21 protein-coding genes and 2 tRNA genes are annotated in these 25,142 nt (G+C 71.1%); 15 read left to right on the top strand and 8 right to left on the bottom strand.

What is annotated here, in order from left to right:
- Nucleotides 1-144: 144 nt before the first annotated feature.
- The 4 genes from SSP29_RS03110 (at nt 145) to SSP29_RS03095 (ending at nt 5,526) form a co-directional block, all read left to right on the top strand.
- Nucleotides 145-3,105, top strand: a complete 2,961-nt coding sequence (locus SSP29_RS03110; protein WP_089098878.1) for a UPF0182 family membrane protein — start codon at nt 145-147, stop codon at nt 3,103-3,105.
- A 97-nt stretch (nt 3,106-3,202) separates the two neighbouring features.
- Nucleotides 3,203-3,276, top strand: a tRNA-Met gene (locus tag SSP29_RS03105).
- Nucleotides 3,277-3,528: 252 nt separating this feature from the next.
- Nucleotides 3,529-5,367, top strand: coding sequence for a tetratricopeptide repeat protein (locus tag SSP29_RS03100; protein ID WP_150133453.1), 1,839 nt, complete (start codon nt 3,529-3,531; stop codon nt 5,365-5,367).
- Nucleotides 5,368-5,452: 85 nt separating this feature from the next.
- Nucleotides 5,453-5,526 (top strand) — tRNA-Met (locus tag SSP29_RS03095).
- 156 nt (nt 5,527-5,682) lie between these two features.
- Here SSP29_RS03095 and SSP29_RS03090 read toward each other — a convergent pair.
- A complete protein-coding gene (locus SSP29_RS03090) occupies nt 5,683-6,102 on the bottom strand; it encodes a Fur family transcriptional regulator (RefSeq protein WP_089098876.1) in 420 nt (139 codons plus the stop codon).
- A 126-nt stretch (nt 6,103-6,228) separates the two neighbouring features.
- Between SSP29_RS03090 and SSP29_RS03085 the strand changes: the two genes are divergently transcribed.
- The gene (locus SSP29_RS03085; RefSeq protein WP_089098875.1) at nt 6,229-7,701 is read left to right on the top strand and encodes a catalase; all 1,473 of its coding nucleotides are present in this window, start codon (nt 6,229-6,231) and stop codon (nt 7,699-7,701) included.
- A gap of 112 nt (nt 7,702-7,813) precedes the next feature.
- On the opposite strand, the gene SSP29_RS03080 is transcribed toward SSP29_RS03085, so the two are convergent.
- Together SSP29_RS03080 and hisN are read right to left on the bottom strand one after the other, a co-directional pair.
- A complete protein-coding gene (locus tag SSP29_RS03080) occupies nt 7,814-8,206 on the bottom strand; it encodes a CBS domain-containing protein (protein ID WP_089098874.1) in 393 nt (130 codons plus the stop codon).
- 192 nt (nt 8,207-8,398) lie between these two features.
- A complete protein-coding gene (hisN, locus tag SSP29_RS03075; RefSeq protein WP_089098873.1) occupies nt 8,399-9,199 on the bottom strand; it encodes a histidinol-phosphatase in 801 nt (266 codons plus the stop codon).
- A 175-nt stretch (nt 9,200-9,374) separates the two neighbouring features.
- Here hisN and SSP29_RS03070 point away from each other — a divergent pair, with 175 nt between their 5' ends.
- Nucleotides 9,375-9,995, top strand: a complete 621-nt coding sequence (locus SSP29_RS03070; RefSeq protein ID WP_174855915.1) for a TetR/AcrR family transcriptional regulator — start codon at nt 9,375-9,377, stop codon at nt 9,993-9,995.
- A gap of 40 nt (nt 9,996-10,035) precedes the next feature.
- Here the strand turns inward: SSP29_RS03070 and SSP29_RS03065 are convergent, their stop codons facing one another.
- Entirely contained in the window at nt 10,036-11,730 is a 1,695-nt protein-coding gene (locus SSP29_RS03065) for an ABC transporter family substrate-binding protein (protein ID WP_150133451.1), read from the bottom strand.
- 134 nt (nt 11,731-11,864) lie between these two features.
- Between SSP29_RS03065 and SSP29_RS03060 the strand changes: the two genes are divergently transcribed.
- Genes SSP29_RS03060 through SSP29_RS03050 form a run of 3 tightly spaced genes read left to right on the top strand, consistent with a single transcriptional unit; the run spans nt 11,865 to nt 15,573 of the window.
- On the top strand, nt 11,865-12,851 hold the full coding sequence (locus SSP29_RS03060) for an ABC transporter permease (RefSeq protein WP_089098871.1): 987 nt from the start codon (nt 11,865-11,867) through the stop codon (nt 12,849-12,851).
- Nucleotides 12,848-13,777, top strand: a complete 930-nt coding sequence (locus SSP29_RS03055) for an ABC transporter permease (RefSeq protein WP_089098870.1) — start codon at nt 12,848-12,850, stop codon at nt 13,775-13,777. Before SSP29_RS03060 ends, SSP29_RS03055 begins: the two co-directional genes overlap by 4 nt.
- Nucleotides 13,774-15,573, top strand: coding sequence for a dipeptide ABC transporter ATP-binding protein (locus SSP29_RS03050; RefSeq protein ID WP_089098869.1), 1,800 nt, complete (start codon nt 13,774-13,776; stop codon nt 15,571-15,573). The genes SSP29_RS03055 and SSP29_RS03050 overlap by 4 nt, the downstream gene beginning before the upstream one ends.
- 43 nt (nt 15,574-15,616) lie before the next feature.
- On the opposite strand, the gene SSP29_RS03045 is transcribed toward SSP29_RS03050, so the two are convergent.
- The 4 genes from SSP29_RS03045 to SSP29_RS03030 all read right to left on the bottom strand — a co-directional run bounded on the left by SSP29_RS03045 (nt 15,617) and on the right by SSP29_RS03030 (nt 19,406).
- On the bottom strand, nt 15,617-15,940 hold the full coding sequence (locus SSP29_RS03045; protein WP_089098868.1) for a DMT family transporter: 324 nt from the start codon (nt 15,938-15,940) through the stop codon (nt 15,617-15,619).
- A gap of 76 nt (nt 15,941-16,016) precedes the next feature.
- On the bottom strand, nt 16,017-17,027 hold the full coding sequence (gene rsgA, locus SSP29_RS03040) for a ribosome small subunit-dependent GTPase A (RefSeq protein WP_089098867.1): 1,011 nt from the start codon (nt 17,025-17,027) through the stop codon (nt 16,017-16,019).
- Nucleotides 17,028-17,038: 11 nt separating this feature from the next.
- Entirely contained in the window at nt 17,039-18,367 is a 1,329-nt protein-coding gene (gene aroA / locus SSP29_RS03035; RefSeq protein WP_089098866.1) for a 3-phosphoshikimate 1-carboxyvinyltransferase, read from the bottom strand.
- A 316-nt stretch (nt 18,368-18,683) separates the two neighbouring features.
- Complete coding sequence (locus SSP29_RS03030; protein ID WP_089098865.1) at nt 18,684-19,406, bottom strand: M50 family metallopeptidase; 723 nt, start codon at nt 19,404-19,406, stop codon at nt 18,684-18,686.
- Between the two features lie 104 nt (nt 19,407-19,510).
- On the opposite strand from SSP29_RS03030, the gene SSP29_RS03025 reads away from it, so the two are divergent.
- The 6 genes from SSP29_RS03025 to SSP29_RS03000 all read left to right on the top strand — a co-directional run bounded on the left by SSP29_RS03025 (nt 19,511) and on the right by SSP29_RS03000 (nt 25,107).
- Nucleotides 19,511-20,326: an SOS response-associated peptidase gene (locus SSP29_RS03025; protein WP_089098864.1), complete on the top strand. Its 816-nt coding sequence runs from the start codon at nt 19,511-19,513 to the stop codon at nt 20,324-20,326.
- 9 nt (nt 20,327-20,335) lie between these two features.
- Nucleotides 20,336-20,968 carry an alpha/beta hydrolase family protein gene (locus tag SSP29_RS03020; protein ID WP_089098863.1) on the top strand — a complete coding sequence of 211 codons (633 nt, stop codon included), beginning with the start codon at nt 20,336-20,338 and terminating at the stop codon, nt 20,966-20,968.
- Nucleotides 20,969-21,224: 256 nt separating this feature from the next.
- Nucleotides 21,225-21,908, top strand: coding sequence for an RNA polymerase sigma factor SigR (gene sigR, locus SSP29_RS03015; RefSeq protein ID WP_189267612.1), 684 nt, complete (start codon nt 21,225-21,227; stop codon nt 21,906-21,908).
- Nucleotides 21,905-22,240 carry a mycothiol system anti-sigma-R factor gene (gene rsrA, locus SSP29_RS03010; protein WP_089098861.1) on the top strand — a complete coding sequence of 112 codons (336 nt, stop codon included), beginning with the start codon at nt 21,905-21,907 and terminating at the stop codon, nt 22,238-22,240. The genes sigR and rsrA overlap by 4 nt, the downstream gene beginning before the upstream one ends.
- 138 nt (nt 22,241-22,378) lie before the next feature.
- Nucleotides 22,379-23,752, top strand: a complete 1,374-nt coding sequence (locus SSP29_RS03005; RefSeq protein ID WP_089098860.1) for an HD-GYP domain-containing protein — start codon at nt 22,379-22,381, stop codon at nt 23,750-23,752.
- Nucleotides 23,752-25,107 (top strand): HD-GYP domain-containing protein, encoded by a 1,356-nt coding sequence (locus SSP29_RS03000; RefSeq protein WP_107436136.1) that lies wholly within the window; start codon nt 23,752-23,754, stop codon nt 25,105-25,107. The genes SSP29_RS03005 and SSP29_RS03000 overlap by 1 nt, the downstream gene beginning before the upstream one ends.
- Nucleotides 25,108-25,142: the final 35 nt, after the last annotated feature.

Genomic DNA, 25,142 nt, shown 5'->3' with positions numbered 1-25,142 from the left:
AGTAAGCCGTGAGTAAGTTGCATAGGTGTGGCCTCGCGATCACGGGGGGCCACGGACGGCCCCCGATCACGGGGGCCTGACGGAACAAAAGCGGATCAACAGCGGATCAACAGCGACTTCGAGGTGCGCACCTTGGCTTTCCAGATGCCGGACCGCGGCGGAGGCCCGACGGGGCCACGGATCAGAGCGACCGGACGTCCGTCCCGGCGGGTCCGGACCCTGCTGCTGACACTGGGCGTCCTTGCCGTGCTCGGCATGGCGTTCACCATGTTCGCGGGCTTCTGGACGGACTGGCTCTGGTACCGGTCGGTGCACTACTCCTCGGTGTTCACCACCACCCTGTGGACCAAGATCGGGCTGTTCTCCGTCTTCGGCCTGCTGATGGCGGCCGCCGTGGGCTTCAACATCTGGCTGGCGCACCGGCTGCGGCCCCCGCTGAGCGCCATGTCCATGGAGCAGCAGAGTCTCGACCGCTACCGGATGGGCATCGCGCCGTACAAGAAGTGGCTGCTGCTCGCGGTCACCGCGCTGGTCGGGCTGATCGCCGGCGCCTCCGCGGCCGGCCAGTGGCGCACCTGGCTGATGTGGGTCAACGGCGTGCCCTTCCACCAGAAGGACCCGCAGTTCCACCTCGACGTCTCCTTCTACGCCTTCGACCTGCCCTGGTACCGCTTCCTGCTGGGGTTCGGCTTCGCCACCGCGATCCTCTCCCTGATCGCCGCCGCGCTCACCCACTACCTGTACGGCGGGCTGCGCGTCACCAGCCCCGGCGCGCGCGCCACCGGTGCCGCGACCGGCCACCTGTCGGTGCTGCTCGGCATCTTCGTCGCCCTCAAGGCGGTCGCCTACTGGCTCGACCGCTACGGACTCGCCGTCAAGTCCAGCGACTTCAAGGCCACCGACAACTGGACCGGACTGCGGTACGTCGACGCGAACGCGTATCTGCCGGCCAAGACGATCCTGTTCTGCATCGCCGTCATCTGCGCGCTGCTGTTCTTCGCCACCCTGTGGCGGCGCACCTGGCAGCTGCCCGTCATCGGCTTCGGCCTGATGGTCCTGTCCGCGATCCTCATCGGCGGCCTCTATCCGGCGATCGTCCAGAAGTTCCAGGTCCAGCCCAACGAGCAGGCCAAGGAAGCCCCGTACGTCCAGAAGAACCTCAAGGCGACCCGCGAGGCGTACGGAATCGACGACACCCAGGTCACCGAGTACACGGGCAAGAGCAGCACCACGGACAAGGCCAGGCTCCGGGGCGACGTCGACACCACGGCGAGCATCCGGATCATGGACCCGAACATCGTGTCGCCCACGTTCCAGCAGCTCCAGCAGATGCGGAACTACTACGCGTTCCCGACCAACCTGGACGTGGACCGCTACACCAAGGACGGCAAGGTCCAGGACACCGTCATCGGGCTGCGCGAGCTGAACCTGGCCGGCATCCCGAAGAACAACTGGATCAACGACCACTTCCGCTACACGCACGGCTACGGCGTGGTCGCCGCCAAGGGCACCGAGGCCGACGACCAGGGCCAGCCGGTCTTCACCGAGTCCGACCTGCCGTCCACGGGCTCCCTGGGCACGTACCAGCAGCGGGTCTACTACGGCGAGAAGACGACCACGTACTCGATCGTCGGCGGTCCCCAGAAGGAGATCGACTACTCCGACGACAACGGCGAGAAGACCACCAGTTACGCGGGCAAGAGCGGGGTCAGCCTCTCCAGCCCGATCAACCGGGCCGCGTACGCGGTGGCGTTCAACGAGCCGCAGATCCTGTACTCCGGCGCGATCGGCAAGGGTTCGCGGATCCTGTACAACCGCACGCCCAAGGAGCGCGTGGAGGCGGTCGCCCCCTGGCTGACCATCGACGGCGACGCCTACCCGGCCGTGGTGAAGGGCCGTATCCAGTGGATCGTCGACGCGTACACGACGTCGAACGGCTACCCCTACGCCTCGCGTACGACCCTCGGTGACACGACGGCCGACTCGCTGACCGCGACCAACAACTCGCGCGCGGTGGTCGCCCAGCAGAACCAGGTCAACTACATCCGCAACTCGGTGAAGGCGACCGTCGACGCGTACACCGGCGAGGTCAAGCTCTACCAGTGGGACACCGAGGACCCGGTGCTGAAGACCTGGATGAAGGCCTTCCCGGGCACCGTGCAGCCGAAGAGCGCCATCTCGCAGGACCTGATGGACCATCTCCGGTACCCGCAGGACCTGTTCAAGGTCCAGCGCGAGCTGCTCACCCGCTACCACGTGACGGACGCCCAGACGTTCCTGACCGGCAGCGAGGTGTGGCAGGTGCCCGACGACCCGACCAACAACTCGGGCGACGCGGTGCCGCCGTACTACCTGAGCATGAAGATGCCCGACCAGAGCGCGCAGGCGTTCTCGCTGTCGACGACGTTCACGCCCAACGGCCGGGACAACCTCAGTGCGTTCATGTCGGTCGACTCCGAGGCCGGTTCCAAGGACTACGGCAAGATCAGAATCCTGAAACTGCCGACCAGCACGACCGTCGACGGGCCCAAACAGGTCCAGAGCAAGTTCAACTCCGAACAGGACATCGCCGCCGCCATCAAACTCCTCAAGGGCGGCGACTCCGAGGTGGAGTACGGCAATCTGCTGACCGTGCCGCTGGACGACGGCCTGCTGTACGCGGAGCCCGTCTACGTACGCGGTGCCGGGGTCAAGTACCCGCTGCTGCGCAAGGTTCTGGTGACCTACGAGGGCAGGACCGCCTTCGAGAACACCCTCGACGAGGCGCTCAACAAGGTGTTCGGGACGAACAGTTCGGACACGGGATCTTCGGACACCGGGACGACCACACCACCGACGTCCGGCAACCCCACGGTCCAAGAGGCGCTGAACGATGCCCAGAAAGCCTTCGAAGCGGGCCAGGAGGCCCTGAAGAAGGGCGACTGGACGGCGTACGGCAAGGCTCAGGACGAGCTGCAGGACGCGCTCAAGCGGGCCGAGGAGGCACAGTCCAAGGCCGGCAAGACCGGTGGGGGCACGACGCCGAGCAGCAGTCCCAGCCCCAGTGCCAGTGCCGGCGCCAGCGCCAGTCCGAGTGCCACCGCGAGCAGCAGTCCCAGCGGATGATCAAGACCAGGTGATCAAGGCCAGGTGATCCAGAGCAGGTGATCCAGAGCGGATGATCGAACCGGCTCCGCGCCGTGGTACGGTTGAGTCACAACGGCGCGGGGTGGAGCAGCTCGGTAGCTCGCTGGGCTCATAACCCAGAGGTCGCAGGTTCAAATCCTGTCCCCGCTACTGGAATCGAAGGCCCGGATCCTTTTGGATCCGGGCCTTCGTGTGTCCGGGGGCAGGTCTGCCCGGCCGGACGGCTCCCGGTGTCCGGACGGGCGGCGAACGCATGTACCGGTGGGCGGGGTCGCCGCGCCGCTGTGGGGAGTTGGCGGAGTTGTGTTTGACTTGTCGTTCTGTGGGCATGTCGACAAAACGCTGAAGTGACCTCACGGTCTGCGGTATACGTGGTGTACCCAGGTTGCAGGTGGTGCGACGATGAACGTTATGGGGGACAAGGCAACTCTGTTCGAGACAGGGCGATTTGTGCAGCCTTCGGGCGAGGAGCCTACCCGCGACGAGGCCGCCGAGGCCGCCGAGGAGGCGCGCCGCCGGCTCCAGGCCGAGGCAGGTGACGTCGAGTCGATGAGTGTGCTCGGCGCCATGCTGCTGCGCCGTGGCGACCTCGACGGAGCCGAGCCCCAGCTGCGCGCGGCCACCGCCGCCGGTGACCGGGCCGCCGCGAACAACCTGGGTGTCCTGCTGCACCAGCGCGGCTACCCGGACGAGGCGGCCGGCTGGTGGCGGATCGCCGCCGTCGCCGGATCCGCGGCCGCCGCCCACGCGCTGGGCCGCCACCACCGCGAACGCGGCGACGAACCCGCCGCCGAGTACTGGCTGCGCCAGTCCGCCGAGCAGGGCCACGCGCTCGGCGCCTACGCGCTGGCCGACCTGCTGGAGCACCGGGGGGACGCGGACGCCGGACAGTGGATGCGGGCCGCCGCCGAGCGGGGGCACCGGGAGGCGGCGTACCGGCTGGCGCGCGCGCTGGACCGCAGGGCGGGCGTGGGCGAGGGCGAGACCGGGCCCGACAATGTCGACACGGAGACTCCGGCCGGGGCTCCGGAGGCCGACGAGGCCGAGCAGTGGTACCGGCAGGCCGCTGCCCGCGGGCACCGGAGGGCCGCGCTGCACCTCGGCGCGATCCTGGAGCGGCGCGGCGAGCTCAGGGAGGCCGGGCGCTGGTACCTGACCTCCGCCAAGGACGGCGAGGCCCGGGCCGCCTGCGCGCTCGGCTTCCTGCTGCGCGACGCCGGGGACACCGAGAGTGCCGCCGTGTGGTGGCTGCGGGCCGCGCAGGACGGCGACGGCAACGCGGCGAACGCGCTTGGCGCGCTGCACGCCGAGCGCGGCGAGACGCAGACCGCGGAGCGCTGGTACCGGGCGGCGATGGACGCCGGCGACGACAACGGGGCGTACAACCTCGGGCTGCTCTGCGCCGAGCAGGGGCGGACCGCGCAGGCCGAGCAGTGGTACCGGCGGGCCGCGTACGCGGGGCACCGCGAGGCCGCGAACGCGCTCGCCATCCTGCTGCTCCAGGTCGGAGACACGAGCGGCGCCGAGCCGTGGTTCTCCAAGGCCGCGGAGGCGGGGAGCGTGGACGCCGCGTTCAACCTGGGGATTCTCTACGCCGGACGGGGCGAGGAGCGGGTCGCGCTGCGCTGCTACGAGCAGGCGGCCGCCGCCGGGCACACGGAGGCGGCGCTGCAGGTCGGCATCGCGCGGCTGCGCGAGGGCGACGAGGCCGCCGCCGAGCGCCATCTGCGGTGTGCGGCGGGCGGGGGCAGTGCCGAGGCCGCCTACCGGCTCGCCGCCGTCCTCGACGCGCGCCGGCCGGCGGTGTCCGAGCATGAACTCGGGGAGTCGTCCCTGAACGTGAAGACCGAGTGCGAGGAGTGGTACGAGCGGGCCGCCTCGCAGGGGCACCGGCGGGCCCAGGTGCGGGTCGGGATGCTGGCCGCGGCGCGCGGGGATGTGGTGGAGGCGGCGCGCTGGTACCGGGCGGCGGCCGAGGCCGGGTCGCGCAACGGCGCGTTCAACCTCGGGCTGCTGCTGGCCCGGGAGGGGAGCGAACCGGAGGCGGCCGTGTGGTGGGAGCGGGCCGCGGACGCGGGGCACGGGCGGGCGGCGTTGCGGCTCGCCCTGGTCTACGCGCGTCGTGGCGAGCTGGCGGTGGGGCAGCGGTGGGCCGACCGGGCGGTGGCGCTGGGGCCGGCGGAGGTGACCGAGCGGGCGGGGCGGCTCCGGGACGCGCTGCGGGAGGAGCTGTCGGCGTAGGCCGGTGCGTTTCCGCAGGTCAGGTGGGCTGACCGGTATTGATTTGCTTCTGTCCGTGTCCCTCACGTAGTGTTCAGTTCATCGACGCGGGGTGGAGCAGCTCGGTAGCTCGCTGGGCTCATAACCCAGAGGTCGCAGGTTCAAATCCTGTCCCCGCTACTGAAGGCCGAGGGCCGGAGTCCGGAAACGGACTCCGGCCCTCGGTTTTTTGTGCCCGGGTGCCCGGTGCCCGGGTGCTCCGGAGGCCCGCAGAGTACGACGAAGGCCCCGGCGCTCATCACGAGTGACGAGTGCCGGGGCCTTCGGAAACGTTTGTCAGACGGCTGCCGCGCAGTCCGGGCACAGGCCGCGGTACGTCACCTCGACGTCGGAGACCGTGAAGCCGAAGCGCTCCGAGGCGGGCAGGTCGGCCATCGGGTTGCCGGTCGGGTGGACGTCACGGATCGAGCCGCAGCGGGCGCAGACCAGGTGATGGTGCGGCCGGTGCGCGTTCGGGTCGTACCGCTTGGCGCGCTTGTCCGTCGAGACCTCGATGACCTCACCGAGCGAGACCAGCTCGCCCAGCGTGTTGTAGACGGTCGCCCGGGAGATCTCGGGCAGCTTGACGACGGCCTTGGCGTGGACCTCGTCGGCCGTCATGTGGACGTGCTCGCCGTCCAGGACCTCGGCCACGACGCGTCGCTGCGCGGTCATGCGCCATCCGCGTCCACGCAGCCGTTCCAGAAGGTCACTCATGGCATTCAGCCTAACAGCAGGGGCCCCTTTTTCCGAACAGGTGTGACTTTGGAGCTCTGCTTGACTTGGACTTAGTCCAATGTAGGATCGAGTTCGGGGCCAGCAAAGTGACAGGAATGGTGTGAAATGACGCAGGAGACAGGTGTGACGCAGGGGCCGTTGACCACGGAGGCGGGGGCGCCGGTGGCCGACAACCAGAACAGCGAGACCGCGGGCATCGGCGGTCCGGTCCTGGTCCAGGACCAGCTCCTGCTGGAGAAGCTCGCCCACTTCAACCGTGAGCGCATCCCGGAGCGGGTGGTGCACGCGCGCGGTGCGGGCGCCTACGGCACCTTCACGGTGACCGCCGACGTCACGCCGTACACGCGCGCCGCCTTCCTCTCCGAGGTCGGCAGGCAGACCGAGACGTTCCTGCGGGTCTCGACCGTGGCCGGCAGCCTCGGTTCGGCCGACGCCGTGCGCGACCCGCGTGGCTGGGCGCTGAAGTTCTACACCGAGGAGGGCAACTACGACCTCGTCGGCAACAACACTCCGGTGTTCTTCATCAAGGACGCCATCAAGTTCCCCGACTTCATCCACACCCAGAAGCGCGACCCGTACACGGGCAGCCAGGAGGCGGACAACGTCTGGGACTTCTGGGGGCTCAGCCCCGAGGCCACGCACCAGGTGACCTGGCTGTTCGGCGACCGCGGCATCCCGGCGTCGTACCGCCACATGAACGGCTACGGCTCGCACACCTACCAGTGGAACAACGCGGCCGGCGAGGTCTTCTGGGTCAAGTACCACTTCAAGACCGACCAGGGGATCAGGAACCTCACCCAGGCCGAGGCCGACAGGCTCGCCGGTGAGGACCCCGACAGCCACCAGCGCGACCTGCGCGAGGCCATCGAGCGCGGGGACTTCCCGACCTGGACCGTGCAGGCGCAGATCATGCCGGCGGCGGACGCGGCGACTTACCGCTTCAACCCGTTCGACCTCACCAAGGTGTGGCCGCACGAGGACTACCCGCCGATCGAGATCGGCAGGCTGGAGCTGAACCGCAACCCGCAGAACGTCTTCGCCGAGGTCGAGCAGTCGATCTTCTCCCCGGCGCACTTCGTGCCCGGCATCGGCCCGTCCCCCGACAAGATGCTCCAGGGCCGCCTCTTCGCCTACGGCGACGCGCACCGCTACCGCGTCGGCATCAACGCCGACCACCTGCCGGTCAACCGCCCGCACGCCGTCGAGGCGCGCACCTACTCCCGGGACGGCTCCCTGTACGACGGCCGGCACGGCGGCGCGAAGAACTACGAGCCGAACAGCTTCGGCGGACCGGCGCAGACCGGTCGTCCGCTGTGGCAGCCGTACGACGCTCTCGCCGGCGGCACCGGCAACCACCCCGCACCCGTGCACGCCGAGGACGACGACTTCGTGCAGGCGGGCAACCTCTACCGCCTGATGTCCGCGGACGAGCAGGAGCGGCTGATCGGGAACCTGGCCGGCTTCATCGCCAAGGTGTCGCGCGACGACATCGCCGAGCGCGCGATCAACAACTTCCGTCAGGCCGACGGAGACTTCGGCAAGCGACTGGAGGCCGCGGTCCAGGCCCTGCGTGGCTGACATTCCAGTACTGGACAAGTGCTGGGCCAGTACTGGACCGCTTGTCGTGGGCGGGCGGGCCGGATCCCCGGGAGGTCGGGGTCCGGCCCGTTCGGCATGCCCGCAGGGGCCGCTACACGGGCTGCGGTGCGCGGGCCGGGGCCCAGCAGCGGATGATGTCGCGGACCGAGACGATGCCGGCCGGTTCGCCGCCGTCCAGGACGATCAGATGGCGGAAGCCGCCGTGGGCCATCGCCCGGGCCGCCTCCTCCAGCGTCCAGGTCGGGGTGGCGAAGACGACGTCGTTGGTGGTGTGGGCGTGGATGGGCTCCGTGTCCGGGTTCTGGCCGAGGCCCACGGAGTTGAGGATGTCGCGTTCGGTGAGGATTCCGATGCCACCGGCGTCCGGGTCGTGGACGATCGCCGCGCCCACGCGGCGCGCGGACATCAGGGCGGCTGCCTGGCGGAGGGTGTGGGCGGGGCCGACGGTGAGGACCACCGTGCTCATGGCGTCGCGGACGAGCATGAAGGGTGCCACCTCCTAGGGAACCGCCGGGATAGTGCGGCGATTCACAAATGCACAAGTGAGGGTTCTCTCAGGGTGGCAGGTAAAGCGGGGGTCAACAAGGGGGTGCGTGCATCCAATTGAGGGCGCACGCGCTCATATGTGCCGGGGTCGGTAACCCCGTTCAGCCCCGTTGTGCCTCAGAAGACCGTTTCAGTAACGCTGGGCGAGGTACGACAGCAGCTCGTCGTGGAGCAGACCGTTGGACGCGGCCGCGTTGCCGCTGTGCGGGCCCGGACGGCCGTCGAGGCCGGTGAAGGTGCCGCCGGCCTCCGTCACCACGATCGCGTTGGCCGCCATGTCCCACAGGGACAGCTCCGGCTCGGCGCAGATGTCCACGGACCCCTCGGCGACCATCATGTACGGCCAGAAGTCGCCGTACGCGCGCGTGCGCCACACGTCGCGGGTGAGGTCCAGGAACCCGTTCAGGTGCCCCCGCTCCTCCCAGCCGCCCAGCGAGGAGTACGCGAAGGACGCGTCAGCCAGCTTCGAGACCCTGGAGACGTGCAGGCGGGTCGCCGAGGACAGACTGCGGCCGGTGAAGGCGCCGTGCCCCTTCGCGGCCCACCAGCGGCGGCCCAGCGCGGGCGCGGAGACCAGGCCGACGACCGGCTGGTAGCCGCCCTCGGCCGCCTCCATCAGGGAGATCAGGGTCGCCCAGACCGGGACGCCGCGCACGTAGTTCTTGGTGCCGTCGATCGGGTCGATCACCCAGCGGCGCGGGCCGGTGCCCTCGATGCCGTACTCCTCGCCGAGGATCGCGTCCCGCGGGCGGGCGCGCTGCAACTGGCCGCGGATCAGCTCCTCGGCGGCCTTGTCCGCCTCGCTCACCGGGGTCAGGTCCGGCTTGGTCTCGACCTTGAGGTCGAGGGCCTTGAAGCGGTCCATGGTGACGGCGTCGGCCGCGTCCGCGAGCACGTGGGCGAGACGCAGGTCATCGAGGTAGTCCGGCATGTGACGAACGGTATCTGCAGGGGTGGGGGTGGGGCTACCAGGGGAGGCCTGGTGATGCCGGCAAGTGATCGGGCGTGTGTTGGCCGAAGGGCGCCCCCCGATGCCTTCGCGAACCCTTGACAGTGGATTCGTGCGCGTCAAATCTGGGCGCAGAGCCGCTCGCCCCAGGGAGGCGATGATGCCTGCAGCCCGGGAATCCCTTCTGGACGCCGCGTACGCGGCGCTTGCGCGCCGGCCGTGGGCTGCCGTGCGGATGGTCGACGTGGCGGCCGCGGCCGGGGTGTCCCGGCAGACGCTGTACAACGAGTTCGGCAGCAAGGAAGGCCTGGCGAGGGCGCTGGTGCGCCGGGAGGCGGACGGGTATCTCGCAGGGGTCGAACGGGCGTTGGGGAGCCATGCCGAGGCGCGCGAGCGGCTCACCGCGACCGCCGAGTGGATGACCTCCACGGCCCGCGAGAACGCGCTCGTCCGGGCCATGCTCACCGGCTGCTGGAGCGAGCGCCTGCCCGCGCCGACGCTCTCCGCCGTGCCGTCCTCCTCCGCGGTGCCCGCGCAGCGCCGGGCGGACGGGCCGCTGCCCTCGCCCGGCGACTTCGTGCAGATGGTGCGGGACCGGGCGGTGGCCGTGCTCTCCGGGACCGGCGCGGCCAGGACGGACGGCGAGCTGGCCCGCTCCTGCGAGCTGGCCGTACGGCTCGCCCTGTCCTGCGTGGCCGCGCCCCCGGCGGACGGCGCGGTGGCGGACCTGGTCCGCGGAGCCCTCCACCGGCAGCCCGTGCAGGACAGGGTCGGGTGAGCCGGCCCGCCTTCGTGCGGAGTCCGCCGCCAGGACGGGGCTATTTGAGCCAGCCCACCTTCGTGTAGTCGTCGGAGGCCAGTCCGGTCGCGCCGAAGTTCGCCAGGTCGGAGCGGACCGCCAGCACCTGCGGGCGCTGGTAGAGCGGGATGGAGTGGCCCAGCGCCCAGATCTTCGCGTCGGCCTCGTTGTACAGCTTGTTCGCGGCGGCGGTGTCCGTGGTCTCGCCCGCCTTCGTCAGCAGCGCGTCGATCTCCGGCGAGCCCACCGAGCCGTAGTTCTCGTAGAGGTTCTTGCCCGACGGCTGCCGGTAGATCGGGTACGCCTGGGAGCGGAACGTCTGGTCGACCCAGCGGAAGCTGGTCAGGTCGAAGTTGCCGATGGTGACGTACTTGGAGAAGTAGTCGTCGCTCGGCACCTTCTGGATGTCGACCTTGATGCCGACCTGCGCCAGCTGCGCCTGGACCAGCTCGGACTGGTCGACCTGCGCGGAGGTGGAGCCGGCGCTGAGCGTGTAGCCGAGGGTGAGCTGCCTGCCGTCCTTGACGCGCTTGTCGCCCTGGAGCTTCCAGCCCGCCGCGTCCAGCAGCTCGCCCGCCTTCTTCAGGTCGTATGTGGCGTAGCCGCCGGAGTTGTCCTGGTAGCCGGCCTGGTTGGGCATGAAGAAGTGGTTGCCGTACGTCTTCAGTTCGACCGGGAGATCCTTGCCGAAGGCGGTGGCGATGGCCTTGCGGTCGATGGCGTGCTGGAGGGCCTGGCGGACCCGGACGTCCTTGAGCGGCCCGTGCGCGCCGTTGAGCTCGATGTGCACCTCGTCCCAGCGGGCGCCGACCCGGATGTCGGTGCCGGCCGCCTTGTTGAGCCGCTTGTAGTCCTCGGGGAGGATCGCGGAGGCGTAGTCGATCTCCTTGTTGAGGTAGGCGTCCGTCCAGGCCGTGTAGTCCAGGGCGCGGAAGACGATCGAGTCCAGCTTGGGCCTGGTTCCCCACCAGTTCGGATCGGGGACCGCCGTGATCGTCTGGGCCGTCCTGTCGTACGCCGAGATCTTGAACGCGTTGCCGGTGACCGGGATCTTCTCGGTCCAGCCCTTGTTGAACTTGTCGGGTGTGTCGATCGCGGCGGCCGGCAGCAGCGGGTCGAACAGCCGCTGCCAGTCGGCGTACCGGCCGGCGAAGACGACCTTGACCTGGTGGGCGTCGGCGCCCTGCTCGACCGTGGTGATCTGCTCGTATCCGGAGGTGTCGGCGGCCTCGTACGCCTTGTTCTTCCCGTTCTGCGCCTGCCATACGGCCTTGAAGTCGCGCCAGCTCAGGGGCTTTCCGTCGGACCACCGGGCCTTCGGGTTGAGCTTGTAGACGACCGTCTGCGGACTGGTCGAGGTGACCTCGGCGGAGACGAGGAAGTTCTTGTTGATGTGGCTGTCGCCTTGCGCGTCCGCGTCGAACAGGTCTGGTTCGACCAGTTCATTGATGCTGGCGGCGTCGCCCTGGTTGCCGTTGGCGGTGTAGCGGTTGAAGTCGGCGATCCACTGCGAGATGGGCAGCTTGAGGGTGCCGCCCTGCTTGATGTCGCCCAGCGGGTGGGCGTTGATCTGCTGGCTGCCGGCCGGGGCCGCGCTCTTCTGGGCGGCGGGTCTGCCGTCGTCCGAGGAGCCGCAGCCGGTCACCAGCAATGCCGTCGCCGCGGTGGCGGCGAGCCAGGCAGTGGCGGTGGTGGAGCGCAGGGGCGGGCGCATGTGGGGGTCCTTCGCGGAGAACGGGAGCGGATGCGCCGAACGTAGAACGGGTCACGACCGCCGGGGGAGGGCTCCCGGATTTCTGACATGTTCTCTTCATGATGTGGCAACAGGAGGACTACACCATTTCTTCTGTGCCTGCCTACCTGGCCAAACGCCTCGGCTACTACGCCGTGCTGCTGCTGGCCGCCGTCTGCCTCTCCTACCTGCTGGCGTCCCTCGCGCTCGACCCGCGCGCGTACTACGCCGGCCGGCAGCCGCCGATCCCCGCGGCCTCGGTGAACCATCACCTGACCGAGATCGGCGTCAACGACCACGACCCGCTGCTCTCCCGCTTCCTGCACTGGGCGGGCCACGCGGTGCGCGGCGACCTCGGGCAGACCATCGACGGCACCTCCGTCAACGCCGAGTTCGGCCGCCGGCTCGGCGTCAGCCTGCGGCTGCTGCTGGCCGGCACCGTCCTCGGCACGGTCGCGGGCGTCCTGGCCGGCGCCTGGACGGCCGTACGGCAGTACCGGCTCAGCGACCGCGCGGTCACCGTCGCCTCCTTCGCGCTGCTCTCCACGCCGGTGTTCCTGCTGGCCATCCTGCTCAAGACCGGCGCGATCTGGTTCAACCAGAGCACCGGCACCGATCTCATCCAGTTCACGGGGGAGAGGAGCCCCGGTCTGACCGGCGGCTTCTGGACGATCCTGAAGGACCGCTCCGTGCACCTCCTGCTGCCCACCCTCTCCGTCGCCCTCTTCGCCGTCGCGAGCTACAGCCGCTACCAGCGCAACACCATGCTCGACGTCCTCGGCTCCGACTATCTGCGCACCGCGCGGGCCAAGGGGCTGGGACGGCGGACGGTGCTGCTCAAGCACGGCCTGCGCACCGCGCTCATCCCCATGTCGACCTACTTCTCCTACGGCTTCCTCGCCCTGTTCACCGGCGCCACCTTCACCGAGACGATCTTCGGCTGGCACGGCATGGGCGAGTGGTTCATCGACTCCATTGGCAAGAACGACGTCAGCTCGGTCGTCGCCGTCAACGTCTTCGCCGCCGTCACCGTGCTCCTGTCCGGCTTCCTGGCCGACCTGCTGCACGCCGCCCTCGACCCGCGCATCCGGCAGGCGTCATGAGCACCGCTCTCGAAACACCCCCGGAGGGACTCGAACCGCAGGGCCCCGAAAAGGCGGTCCCGGACAAGGCCCCGGCCGGCCGCGGCACCGTCGTCCTGCGCCGCTTCCTGCGCGACCGCACCGCCCTCGCCGGCGCCGTCGTCCTGCTGCTGCTCTTCCTGCTGGCCTTCGCCGGCCCGTACGTCACCCCCTGGTCGTACAGCCACATCGACTACACCGCGCTGCGCGCCGCGCCGAGTGCCGACCACTGGTGGGGGACGAACCGGATCGGCCAGGACGTGTTCGCGCAGACCGTGCGCGGACTCCAGAAGTCCCTGGTCATCGGGTTGCTGGTGGCTGTGCTCGCCACCGGGCTCGCCTCGCTGGTCGGCGCCTGCGCGGGCTATTTCGGGGGCTGGACCGACCGGCTGCTGATGTTCTTCGTCGACCTGCTGCTGGTCTTCCCCTCCTTCCTGGTCATCGCGATCATCTCGCCCAGACTGCGCTCCGGCGGCTGGTTCGCCTTCGTCGGGCTGCTCGCCGTCTTCGGCTGGATGATCACCGCACGCGTGGTGCGGTCCATGACCCTGTCCCTCAAGGAGCGCGAGTTCGTGCGCGCCGCCCGCTTCATGGGCGTCGGCCCCTTCCGGATCATCTGGCGGCACATCCTGCCCAACATCGCCTCCTTCCTCATCATCGACGCGACCATCCAGGTCGGCGGCGCCGTGATGAGCGAGACCGCGCTGTCCTACTTCGGCTTCGGCGTCCAGCCGCCCGACGTGTCCCTGGGCACCCTGATCGCCTCCGGGACGAGCGCTGCGGTGACCTATCCCTGGATGTTCTTCTTCGCCGCCGGGCTGCTGGTGCTGTTCGTGCTGGCCGTGAACCTGGTGGGCGACGGCCTGCGGGACGCACTGGACCCGACCGCCCGGCGAGGAACCCGATGAGCACCACGCCCCTGCTCGAAGTGGCCGGTCTGGATGTCGACTTCGACGGACGCCCGGCGGTGCGCGAGCTCGGCCTCACCCTCCGCCGGGGTGAAGTCCTGGGTCTCGTCGGGGAGTCGGGGTCCGGGAAGTCCGCGACCGCCCTGGCCGTCCTCGGACTGCTGCCCGGCAACGCGGCCGTGCGCGGTTCCGTACGACTGGACGGAACCGAGCTTCTCGGCCTGCCCGAACGGGAGTTGACCCGGATCCGCGGCCGCCGCGTCTCCATGGTCTTCCAGGACCCGCTCTCCGCGTTCACGCCCGTCTACCGCCTCGGCGACCAGATCGCCGAGGCCGTACGCGCCCACCAGGACGTGTCCCGGGAGCGGGCGGCCGAGCGTGCCGTCGAACTCCTCGACCTGGTCGGGATCCCGGAGCCCGCCCTGCGCGCCAGGTCGTTCCCGCACGAGTTCTCCGGCGGCATGCGCCAACGCGCGATGATCGCCATGGCGATGGCCAACGACCCCGACCTGATCCTCGCCGACGAACCGACCACCGCCCTCGACGTCACCATCCAGGCCCAGGTCCTGGACGTGCTGCGGACCGCCCGGCAGGCGACGGGGGCGGCGCTGCTGCTGGTCAGCCACGACCTCGGGGTCATCGCCGGGACGGCCGACCGGGTCGCCGTGATGCGCGACGGGCGGGTCGTCGAGCAGGGCACCGTGGACGACGTCTTCCGGCGGCCCCGGGAGCCGTACACCCGGGAACTCCTGGCCGCGGTGCCCCGCCTGGACGCGACGCGCCGGCCCCGGCCGGGCAGCGGGGAGCCGGTGCTCAGGGTGCGCGGACTGACCCGCACCTTCCCCGTCCTCAAGGGCACCGCCTTCCGGCGCCGCGTCGGCACCGTGTACGCGGTGGACGGCGTCGATCTGGAGGTGCGGCGGGGCGAGACGCTCGCGCTGGTCGGCGAGTCGGGGTCCGGGAAGTCGACGACCCTCTTCGAACTGCTGGAACTCGCCCGGCCGGAGGGCGGCTCGATCGAGTTGTTCGGACAGCAGCCGGGCACGCTGGGCAAGGCGGCGGCCAGGGCGCTGCGCCGGCGGATCCAGATCGTCTTCCAGGACCCGATGGCCTCGCTCGATCCCCGGATGCCGGTCGGGGACATCGTCGCCGAGCCGCTGCGGACGCAGGGAGCCGGCCGGGCCGCCGCCGGGCGGCGGGTACGGGAGCTGCTGGCGCAGGTCGGGCTCGATCCGGCGGACGCGGAGCGGTACCCGCACGAGTTCTCCGGCGGGCAACGGCAGCGGATCGGCATCGCCCGCGCGCTGTCCGTGGAGCCGGAACTGCTCGTGCTGGACGAGCCGGTGTCCGCGCTGGACGTCTCCGTCCAGGCGGGGGTGCTCGAACTGCTGCAGCGGCTGAAGGACGAGCTGGGGCTGGCGTATCTCTTCGTCTCGCACGACCTGTCCGTGGTGCGGAACATCGCCGACCGGGTGAGCGTGATGTATCTCGGCCGCACGGTCGAGGCCGGGCCGGTGGACGAGGTGTTCGCGGCGCCCCGGCATCCGTACACACAGGCCCTGCTGTCGGCCGTGCCGCTGCCCGATCCGGAGCTGGAGCGGAAGCGGACGCGGATCCTGCTGGCGGGGGATCCGCCCAGTCCCACGCGCAGGTACGAGGGGTGCCGGTTCCGGGGGCGGTGTCCGTTGTACGCGGAACTGGCGGAGCAGGAGCGGAAGAGATGCGCCGTCGACGTGCCGGTGTTCGAGGGGGACGGGGTCGCCTGTCACTTCCCCCGGGTGCGCTCGGTCGTGTGAGGCCGGGCCCCGGCCCGGGGGCCGGGGCTCAGTGGGCCGCGTCTCAGTGGGCCGAGCCCGACAGCTGGAGGCCGATCACGCCCACGATCACCAGGCTGATCGAGACGAGCTTCAGCGTCGAGACCAGGTCGCCCAGGAAGACCATGCCGTAGATCGCGGTGCCCGCCGCGCCGATGCCGGTCCACACCGCGTACGCCGGGCCCACGTCCAGCTTTCTCAGGGAGAGGGTCAGGAGGCCGAAGCTGCCCAGGGCGAAGGACGCGAACGCCACCGTCGGCCACAGCCGGGTGAAGCCGTGGGAGAGCTTGAGGCACACGGCGAAACCGGTCTCCAGGATCCCGGCCACGATCACCAGCAGCCACGCCATGTGCTGTCCTCCCGTATGTCCAGCTCGGTGCGATTATGCACTTACCGAACTCGGGTCATGACAAACACCCCGGTGGTCAGTCGCCTTCCTTGCGCTCCCGCGTCGACAGCAGCCGGCGCAGCGAGTACAGGCGGGCAGGATCCGCGTGGCCCTCGGCGACCCAGGCGTCCAGCGCGCAGTCCGGCTCGTCGTGGCTGCACGCACGCGGGCAGTTCACCGTGCCGGGCTCCAGGTCGGGGAACGCGAGGATCACCCGGGACGGGTCGATGTGGGCCAGGCCGAAGGAACGGATGCCCGGGGTGTCGATGACCCAGCCCCCGTCGTCGGACAGGGGGAGGGCGAGAGCGGAGGTCGTGGTGTGGCGGCCCCGGCCCGTCACCGCGTTCACATGTCCGGTCGAACGGCGGCGGTCCTGCGGGACCAGGGCGTTCACCAGCGTCGTCTTGCCGACGCCCGAGTGGCCGACGAACGCCGTGATCTTGCCGTCGAGATGCTGCCGGACCCGGTCGGCGGCGTCGCCCGTCACCAGTTCCTCGCGGCTCGTGACCACGTAGGGGATCTCCAGGTCGCCGTACAGCTCCAGGAGCTTGTCCGGCGAGGCCAGGTCCGACTTGGTCATGACCAGCAGCGGGGTGAGGCCGCCGTCGAAGGCCGCGACCAGGCAGCGGTCGATGAGCCGGGGGCGGGGTTCCGGGTCGGCCAGGGCCGTGACGATCGCCAGCTGGTCGGCGTTGGCGACGACCACCCGCTCGAACGGGTCGTCGTCATCGGCGGTACGGCGGAGCAGGGACGTGCGGTCCTCGATGCGCACGATACGGGCGAGGGTGTCCTTCTTGCCGGACATGTCGCCGACCAGGGCCACCCGGTCGCCGACCACCGCCGCCTTGCGGCCCAGCTCACGGGCCTTCATCGCCAGGACCGTACGGTCCTCGACCAGGCAGGTCAGGCGGCCCCGGTCCACGGTGAGGACCATGCCCTCGGCGGCGTCCTCGTGTGCGGGGCGGATGTTCGTCCGGGGCCGGGTGCCCTTGCGGTTGGGACGGCTGCGGATGTCGTCCTCGTCGGTGTGCTTGCCGTAGCGGCGCATGTCGTACGCCCCTAGGCCCCGTCGCTCCCGAGCATCCCGGTCCACAGGTCGGGGAAGTCCGGCAGGGTCTTCGCCGTCGTCGCCACGTTCTCGATCTGCACGCCGGCCACGGCCAGGCCGATGATCGCACCGGCCGTCGCCATGCGGTGGTCCTCGTAGGTGTGGAAGACGCCGCCGTGCAGCTTGCGCGGGCGGATGCGCAGCCCGTCGGCGGTCTCGGTGACGTCACCGCCGAGCTCGTTGATCTCCTTGGTGAGCGCGGCCAGCCGGTCCGTCTCGTGCAGCCGGAGGTGCGAGACCCCGCGCAGCGTGGAGGGGGTGTCCGCGAGGGCGGCGACCGCCGCGATGCCGGGGGTCAGCTCGCCGACGTCACCCAGGTCGACATCGATGCCGTGGATCCGGCCCGAGCCGGTGAACTCCAGGCCGTACTCGGTCAGTTCGCAGGAGCCACCCATCTCGGTGAAGATCTCGCGCAGCCGGTCGCCCGGCTGGGTCGTCCGGGACGGCCAGTCCGGGATCAGCACCCTGCCGCCCGTCACCAGGGCCGCGGCGAGGAACGGCTGGGCGTTCGAGAGGTCCGGCTCGACGGTGAGGTCCCGGCCGAGCAGGGCGCCCGGGGTGACCCGCCAGACGTTCGGCTCGCCGCCCGACTCCGGGGTGTCCACCTGGGCGCCGACCGCGCGCAGCATGTCGACGGTCATCCGGATGTGGGGGAGGGAGGGGAGGCTCCGGCCGGTGTGGCGGACCTCGACGCCCTGGTTGAAGCGCGGGCCGGAGAGCAGGAGGGCCGACACGAACTGGGAGGAGGACGAGGCGTCGATGGACACCGGGCCGCCGTCCAGCGCGCCGCCGCCGTGCACGGTCAGCGGGAGCGCGCCCCGGGCGTCGTCGTCGATCCGGGCGCCGAGGACGCGCAGGGCGTCGATCACGCCGTGCAGGGGGCGCTCGTAGGAGCGGGGGTCGCCGTCGAAGCGGATGTCGCCTGCGGCGAGGGCGGCGACGGGCGGGAGGAAGCGCATCACGGTGCCGGCGTTGCCGACGTCGACGGTGGCGGGGCCGCGGAGCCCTGCGGGGAGCACCCGCCAGGCCTCGCCGGAGCCGTCCGGGCCCACGCCCTCGTCGATGCCGACGCCCATCGCGCGCAGGGCGCCGGCCATCAGCAGGGTGTCGCGGGAGCGGAGGGGGCGGCGCAGCCAGCCCGGTTCGGAGGCGAGGGCGGCGAGGACGAGGGCGCGGTTGGTGACCGACTTGGACCCCGGCACGTGAACCGTCGCGTCGACGGCTCCGCGCGCGTGGGGGGCGGGCCAGAGGGCGGTTGGTGCGGTGGGGTTTGCGGCCATGGGGTCACTTTAGTGGCAGGGGGCGGTATGAGCCGGTGGGCGGGCGGCCGGGGAGCGGGTGCGGCGCCGCTCTGCGGGGAGGCCGGTGGTCGGGTGCGGCGCCGTGGGGGTCGGTGGTCGGGTGCGGCGCCGTGGGGGTCGGTGGTCGGGTGCGGCGCCGTGGGGGCTGAGCGCGCAGTTCCCCGCGCCCCTTTGGGTTGGCTGCGCTGCCGTTGGCTGTGAGGTGCTGGTCGCGCCCGCGCGGCGGAGCCGCAAGTCGAATACAGCCCCGCGCCCCTTTGGGTTGGCTGCGCTGCCGTCGGCTGCGATGTGCTGGTCACATACCGAGCAGCCAGCGTCCGCCGCCGATCAGTGAGCACAGGGACACCGTGTGGAACAGGAACAGCCATACGCCCGCCGGGAGATGGGTCAGCCTCGACAGCTGGTCCGCGTCCGAGTCGCCGGCGCCGCCGCGGGAGCGCTTCGCCTGGAGTTCGAATGCCGGACGGACTCCGCCCAGCAGCAGGAACCACACCACGGCGTACGCGAACGCCGCCTGTACCTGGGGGCCCGCCAGCCAGGACACCAGCAGGAAGGTGCCGCCCGCCAGGAACACCGTCAGGACGCCGTACGCGTTGCGGATCATCACCAGCATCACGACGAGCAGGGCGGTGGCGAGCCAGAGCAGGAGGGTGATGCGGCCGGCGCCGAGGAGGGCCGCGCCGCCCAGGCCGAGCAGCGGGGGCGCCGTGTAGCCCGCAGCCGCCGTGAGGATCATGCCGATGCCGTGCGGCTTGCCCCGGCTGAGCGTGAGGCCGCTGGTGTCGGAGTGCAGCCGGATGCCGGTGAGCTGGCGGCCGGTGAGCAGGGCGGTCAGGCCGTGGCCGCCCTCGTGGGCGATCGTGATGGCGTTGCGGGATATCCGCCACGGGTTGTGCGGGACGACCACCGCGAGCGCGGCGACCAGTGTCGCGAGCACCACCCACAGATCGGGGTCGGACTGGGTGCCCGTCAGACGGTCCCAGAGGTCGGGCAGCGCGAGGGCGGCGATGCTGTCCATGGTGCGGCGGTTGCTCCCTCTGGTCAGTCGGAAGGTGTCGGCGCGTAGCGCCGTCGTTGTGAGGTGGTGGTCGGGCGACGGGTGGGCCTGGCAGTGTTGCACGTATGTGCGGACGGTATGCATCCAGTCGTAGGCCCGAGGATCTCGCAGGAGTCTTTGAAATAGAGAAGTGGGAGCCCGAGGAGACCCTGGGACCGGACTACAACGTGGCTCCGACCAAGGAGGTCTACGCCGTTCTCGACCGTCCGTTGAAAGACGCCGACGACCGCCGTCCGGTTCGCCAGCTGCGCCGGCTCAAGTGGGGGCTGGTGCCCTCCTGGGCCAAGTCGCCCGAGGGCGGCGCCCGGATGATCAACGCGCGGGCCGAGACCGTGCACGAGAAGCCGTCGTACCGCCGTGCCTTCGCCGCCCGCCGCTGCATCCTGCCCGCCGACGGCTACTACGAGTGGGTCACGGCGAAGGAGGAGCGGGACCTGGAGGTCGAGGGGAGGAAGAAGCGGCCGCGCAAGCAGCCGTACTTCGTGCTCCCGGCCGACGGCTCGGTGTTCGCGATGGCCGGGCTGTACGAGTTCTGGCGCGACCGTACGCTGCCCGACGAGCACCCGCTGGCCTGGTGGGCGACCTGCTCGGTGATCACCACGGAGGCGGAGACCGCGCCGCTGGCCGTGGCGCCCGCCGAGGGGCCGCGGACGTTGTCCGACATCCATCCCCGGATGCCGCTGATGCTGACCCCCGACCGGTGGGACGCCTGGCTCGACCCGGCCCGGACGGACGCCGAGGACCTGCGCTCGCTGCTCGCCCCGCCGCCGGAGGGCCTGATGCGGGCCTACCCGGTCTCCACGGCGGTCAGCAACGTCCGCAACAACGGCCCGGAGCTGCTGACGGAGCTGGAGGCGCCCGAGGAGGGCACACTCTTCTAGCCTTCGGGTGTGACCACAGCGAAGATCGTCGGTACGGAGGCGGGGGACGCCCGCATCACCTGGCACGAGGCGGAGCAGGCGCGGCTGGTGCTCGCCCTCGGCCATGGGGCGGGTGGTGGCATCGAGGCACGGGATCTCCGGGCGATCGCAGCGGTCCTGCCGGAGCACGGCGTGACCGTCGCACTCGTCGAGCAGCCCTGGCGGGTCGCCGGGAAGAAGGTCGCGCCCGCGCCGAAGACGCTCGACGTGGGCTGGCGGGGGGTGTGGCCCGCGCTCGCCGCGCCGGGGCTGCCGGTGGTGTCGGGCGGGCGCAGTGCCGGAGCCCGGGTCGCCTGCCGGACAGCGACGGAGCTGGGGGCGGCCGCCGTCCTCGCCCTCGGTTTTCCGCTGCACCCGCCGGGCAGGCCGGAGAAGTCGCGGGCCGAGGAGCTGCTGGGTGCCGGGGTGCCCACGCTCGTCGTGCAGGGCGGGAACGACCCGTTCGGGAAGCCGGCCGAGTTCCCGGACGGGGCGTACGAACTCGTCGAGGTGCCGGGCGGCGATCACGGTTTCGCCGTGCCCAAACGTGCGGAGATCGGGCAGGAACGGGCAGTGACCATCATCACGGACGCGGTCCTCGCGTGGACCGTGGCACTCGGGTAACGCCCGGGAATGTTGTGCAACGGACCACTGTTGAGGCGGACAGAAGTGCTGGGGCACCAGCGCCGACGCCGAAGGAGAGGAAGTCCGCCGCATGGGTTCGACCATCTGCCCGAGCCGCGACAGCCGCGTTGACCTGGACTGGTCGGTGCTGCACGCGGCCAAGACCGCTCCTATTCGAGCGGCGGCAGGCACGGGTCGTGTTCTATCCTCCGAGACGAGTGGGATCGGTTTCGGTCCTGCCCGGGAACTTGAGGAGGTGGGTCCGGTCACCGGTACCGACGCAGGGACCGACAACGGCCAGGCGGAGCTGCCCGAGGGCCAGGGCGTCAGCGCGGAGTCGACCTCGGAGCGCACCGCGCGCTTCGAACGCGACGCGCTCGAATTCCTCGACCAGATGTACTCGGCCGCGCTGCGCATGACCCGCAACCCGGCCGACGCCGAGGACCTGGTGCAGGAGACCTACGCCAAGGCGTACGCGTCCTTCCACCAGTTCCGCGAGGGCACCAACCTCAAGGCCTGGCTGTACCGCATTCTCACGAACACCTTCATCAACTCGTACCGCAAGAAGCAGCGCGAGCCCCAGCGCTCCGCGGCCGAGGAGATCGAGGACTGGCAGCTCGCCCGCGCCGAGTCGCACATGTCGACCGGTCTGCGCTCCGCGGAGTCGCAGGCGCTCGACCACCTGCCCGACTCGGACGTGAAGGAAGCGCTGCAGGCGATCCCCGAGGAATTCCGCATCGCCGTCTATCTCGCCGACGTCGAGGGCTTTGCGTACAAGGAGATCGCGGACATCATGGGGACACCCATCGGTACGGTGATGTCCCGGCTGCACCGGGGCCGCCGTCAACTGCGCGGCATGCTGGAGGACTACGCGCGTGAGCGCGGGCTCGTCCCGGCCGGTGCCGGAGAGTCGAACGAAGCGAAAGGCTCGGGCTCATGAGCTGCGGAGAGCCGCACGAGACGGACTGCAGTGAGGTACTCGATCATCTGTACGAGTTCCTCGACAGTGAGATGCCGGACGTCGATCGCGTCAAGTTCAGGCAGCACTTCGACGAGTGCTCCCCGTGCCTGGAGAAGTACGGGCTTGAGCAGGCCGTGAAGAAGCTGGTCAAGCGGTGCTGCGGGCATGACGACGTGCCCAGTGACCTGCGGGCCAAGGTGCTCGGGCGGCTGGATCTGATCCGCTCGGGCCAGACCGTCCCGGAACACGACGTCGCGGCTGCCCAGGCCGCTCCGGCCGCGCAGGTCACCCCGGTCGCTCCGGAGAGCTGACCGCGGCGGCGCCGGGCCGTTCGCGCCCCGGTGTCCCGTCACCCGAACGTGCTAATCCTCCGGTCATAAGCCCCCGCACCCTCCGGCTCCCGCCCTAGGCTCCGGAGCCTGGACGGGCATGGTCGGGGGAGGGGCGAGATGGAGGCGGTTCCGGCACGGGTACGCGCGTACGTGACCTGTGTCGCCCTTGCCGCCCTGCTCTGTGTACTGCATCTGCCGGGCGTCCGTACGCCGTGGCGGGCAGTCACGCCGTGGTGGGCTGTCACGCCGTGGTGGGTCGTCGCGCTCCTCGCCGCGCTGTACGCGGCCTGCGAGCACGTCGTACGGCGCCGTCTCGGCGGCACCTTCTACCCGGTGCTGCTCGCCGGCGCCTTCCTGCTGCCACCGCCGGCCGCGGCGCTCGTACCGCTGCCGGGTGCGCTGCTCTCGCGCGCCGAGCAACGCCCGCAGGCACTGCGCCGGACCTGGCGGGCGGCCGAGCTGGCGCTCGCGGTGTGGGGCGCGGGGCGTGTGCACTGGGCGCTGGGCGGGCGGGACGCGGTGGTGGACTCCGACTTCCCGTACGCACTGCTGCCCTGCGGCGCGGCCGTGCTGGCCTTCTGCGCGGTCCTCGCCCTGCTGGACGGCGGGATTCTCGCGGTGGCCGAGAGGGTGCCGGTACGCCGGGCCTGGCGCGGTCTGCTGTCCCGCTCCCTCGCCCCGGTCGGGGTGCACGGGCTGGCGGGGCTGATGATGGCCGTGCTCTGGCGCAGCCCGTACGGTCCCGTCGCCGCGCTGCTCGTCCTGCTGCCGATGTGCGTGTCCTGGTGGGTGTTCGCCCAGTACCACCGGGAGCGCGCCGCCCACCAGGCCACCATCCGCGCGCTCGTCCAGGCCGTCGACATCAAGGACGGGTACACCCGCGGGCACAGCGAGCGGGTCGGACAGGCCTCCGTGATGATCGCCCGCGAGCTGGGCCTGGACGACGACCGGGTGGAGGTGCTCCGCTTCGCCGGCATCCTCCACGACGTGGGAAAGCTGGGCGTGCCCACCCGGCTGCTCCGCAAGAACGGGCCGCTCACTCCGGAGGAACGGCGGATCATCGAACTGCACCCCGAGTACGGCCACGAGATGGTGCGCGGGATCTCCTTCCTTGGCGAGGCCCGCGCGGCGATCCTCCACCACCACGAGCGCATCGACGGCAGCGGCTACCCCTACGGACTGGTGGGCACCCAGATCCCGGAATCCGCCCGCGTGGTCGCCGTCGCCGACGCCTTCGACGCGATGACGTCGACCCGCTCCTACAGCCGGGCCCGGCCGGTGGCCGTCGCGGTGGCGGAGTTACGGCGGTGCGCCGGGCGGCACTTCGACACGGGGGTCGTCGACGCCCTGGCGCGAGCGCTGGCCAGGCACGGCTGGCACCCCGCGGTCACCGCCGACGTCCAGCCGTCCGACGCGTCCGACGCGTCCGGCCCGTCCGTCTCCGGTCCGCCGGACGGTGACCGCGAAAGCGTCGGGCGAGGTGCCCTGTGATGCCCGGTGAGCCGGCGTTCGCCCCGGGACCGGCCGGCCGCGGCTTCGCACAGGCGAGCAGCGGCTCTGTCGGCGACGGCTCGGCCGGTCCGGCCGGTTTGGCCCCGGGACCCGGCTTCCGCCGTCTCGCCGCGCTCGGATGCATCCGCCTCGCCGCCCTGCTGCTCGCCCTCGGCTGTCTCGCCGGCACCCTCTGGGAGGGCCTCGGCGACCGCGGCATCGCCCTCGCCTTCGGTGTGCTCGTCGGCATCGGGGAGCGGGCCCGGTGGACCGGCGCCGAGGTGCGGGAGGCCGCCCCGCTCGGGGCCGCCGGCGGGCTCGCCTACGCCCTGCTCGGCGCCGACGCCGGGGTGGCCACACACGACGGGGCCTTCCAGGTCGTCACCGTCGTCTGCGCGGCCTCGCTGCTCGGCAGCGTCCCGCACATAGCCGGCGGGCGGCGGCCCACCCTCGACCATCTCGCCCGCCGCGTCCTCACCGTCGGCTTCGCCGCCGTCTGCTTCCAACCCCTCTACAGCAGGGGCGTGTTGGAGCAGTGGGGCGGACCGGCGTACGCGCTGCTGCTCGTCGCGCTGCTCGTGCTCACCGCGTTGTGCGACGCCGTGCTCGCAGCCGGGCAGGCCCACTCCCGCACGGGGTGGCCGTTCGGGCCGCTGCTGCGGGACGAGCTGCGCGGGCTGCTCGGCATCGGGTCCGCCGTCTGCGCCACCGGGGCGGTGATGGCGCTGGCCGTCGCCGTCGTCGGGCTGTGGGCGCTGCCCGTCTTCTGTCTGCCCCTGCTCCTCACCCAGCTGTCCCTGCGCCGGTACGCGGCCGTCCGGGCCACCTACCGGCAGACCATCGCCTCCCTCGCCCGCGCCACCGAGATAGCGGGATACACCCCGGCCGGGCACGCCCGCCGGGTGGCCACGCTGAGCCAGGCCGTCGGGCGGGACCTGGGGCTGTCCCAAGCGGAGCTCACCGTGCTGGAGTACGCGGCGCTGATGCACGACATCGGCCAGCTCAGTCTTGTCGACCCGATGCCCGCCGGGGCCACCGCCGGGCTGCCGGCGGCGGAGCAGCGGCGGATAGCCCTGCTCGGCGGGGCCGTCGTGCGGCAGACCGGGGTGGACGCGGCGGTCGCCGTGGTCGTGGAGCGGCAGGCCGACCCGTACCGGGAGCAGCCGGTCGCCGCGCGGATCGTGCGGGCCGTCAACGCGTACGAGGAGAAGGCCCGGGATTCCGGGCCCGGCGGGCCGCTGACCGCGCTGGAGGAGTTACGCCTGGCCACTGCCGGGGACTACGCTCCCGAGGTCGTGGAGTCACTGGCCCGCGTGCTCTCCAGGGACTGTCTGACCTTGCGCGCGGCTGGGTAACCCATGGGTAATGAGCGGCCCTCCCGTCGTACGTG

Origin of the sequence: Streptomyces hyaluromycini, assembly GCF_002217755.1 — a bacterium.
GTDB lineage: Bacteria > Actinomycetota > Actinomycetes > Streptomycetales > Streptomycetaceae > Streptomyces > Streptomyces hyaluromycini.
Note: the sequence above shows the minus strand (reverse complement) of the source record. Positions and strands in the feature narration are given on the sequence as shown.

Bases quoted from the DNA above. Each gene is read 5' to 3' on its own strand.
- SSP29_RS03070 (WP_174855915.1), top strand. From the start codon at position 9,375: ATGATGCCTGCAGCCCGGGAATCCCTTCTGGACGCCGCGTACGCGGCG.
- SSP29_RS03080 (WP_089098874.1), bottom strand. From the start codon at position 8,206: ATGCTCGTCCGCGACGCCATGAGCACGGTGGTCCTCACCGTCGGCCCC.
- SSP29_RS03005 (WP_089098860.1), top strand. From the start codon at position 22,379: ATGGAGGCGGTTCCGGCACGGGTACGCGCGTACGTGACCTGTGTCGCC.
- SSP29_RS03000 (WP_107436136.1), top strand. From the start codon at position 23,752: ATGCCCGGTGAGCCGGCGTTCGCCCCGGGACCGGCCGGCCGCGGCTTC.
- SSP29_RS03030 (WP_089098865.1), bottom strand. From the start codon at position 19,406: ATGGACAGCATCGCCGCCCTCGCGCTGCCCGACCTCTGGGACCGTCTG.
- rsgA (WP_089098867.1), bottom strand. From the start codon at position 17,027: ATGCGCCGCTACGGCAAGCACACCGACGAGGACGACATCCGCAGCCGT.
- SSP29_RS03055 (WP_089098870.1), top strand. From the start codon at position 12,848: ATGAGCACCGCTCTCGAAACACCCCCGGAGGGACTCGAACCGCAGGGC.
- SSP29_RS03065 (WP_150133451.1), bottom strand. From the start codon at position 11,730: ATGCGCCCGCCCCTGCGCTCCACCACCGCCACTGCCTGGCTCGCCGCC.
- SSP29_RS03025 (WP_089098864.1), top strand. From the start codon at position 19,511: ATGTGCGGACGGTATGCATCCAGTCGTAGGCCCGAGGATCTCGCAGGA.
- SSP29_RS03110 (WP_089098878.1), top strand. From the start codon at position 145: ATGCCGGACCGCGGCGGAGGCCCGACGGGGCCACGGATCAGAGCGACC.
- rsrA (WP_089098861.1), top strand. From the start codon at position 21,905: ATGAGCTGCGGAGAGCCGCACGAGACGGACTGCAGTGAGGTACTCGAT.
- SSP29_RS03100 (WP_150133453.1), top strand. From the start codon at position 3,529: ATGAACGTTATGGGGGACAAGGCAACTCTGTTCGAGACAGGGCGATTT.
- aroA (WP_089098866.1), bottom strand. From the start codon at position 18,367: ATGGCCGCAAACCCCACCGCACCAACCGCCCTCTGGCCCGCCCCCCAC.
- SSP29_RS03085 (WP_089098875.1), top strand. From the start codon at position 6,229: ATGACGCAGGAGACAGGTGTGACGCAGGGGCCGTTGACCACGGAGGCG.
- SSP29_RS03045 (WP_089098868.1), bottom strand. From the start codon at position 15,940: ATGGCGTGGCTGCTGGTGATCGTGGCCGGGATCCTGGAGACCGGTTTC.
- hisN (WP_089098873.1), bottom strand. From the start codon at position 9,199: ATGCCGGACTACCTCGATGACCTGCGTCTCGCCCACGTGCTCGCGGAC.
- SSP29_RS03050 (WP_089098869.1), top strand. From the start codon at position 13,774: ATGAGCACCACGCCCCTGCTCGAAGTGGCCGGTCTGGATGTCGACTTC.
- SSP29_RS03090 (WP_089098876.1), bottom strand. From the start codon at position 6,102: ATGAGTGACCTTCTGGAACGGCTGCGTGGACGCGGATGGCGCATGACC.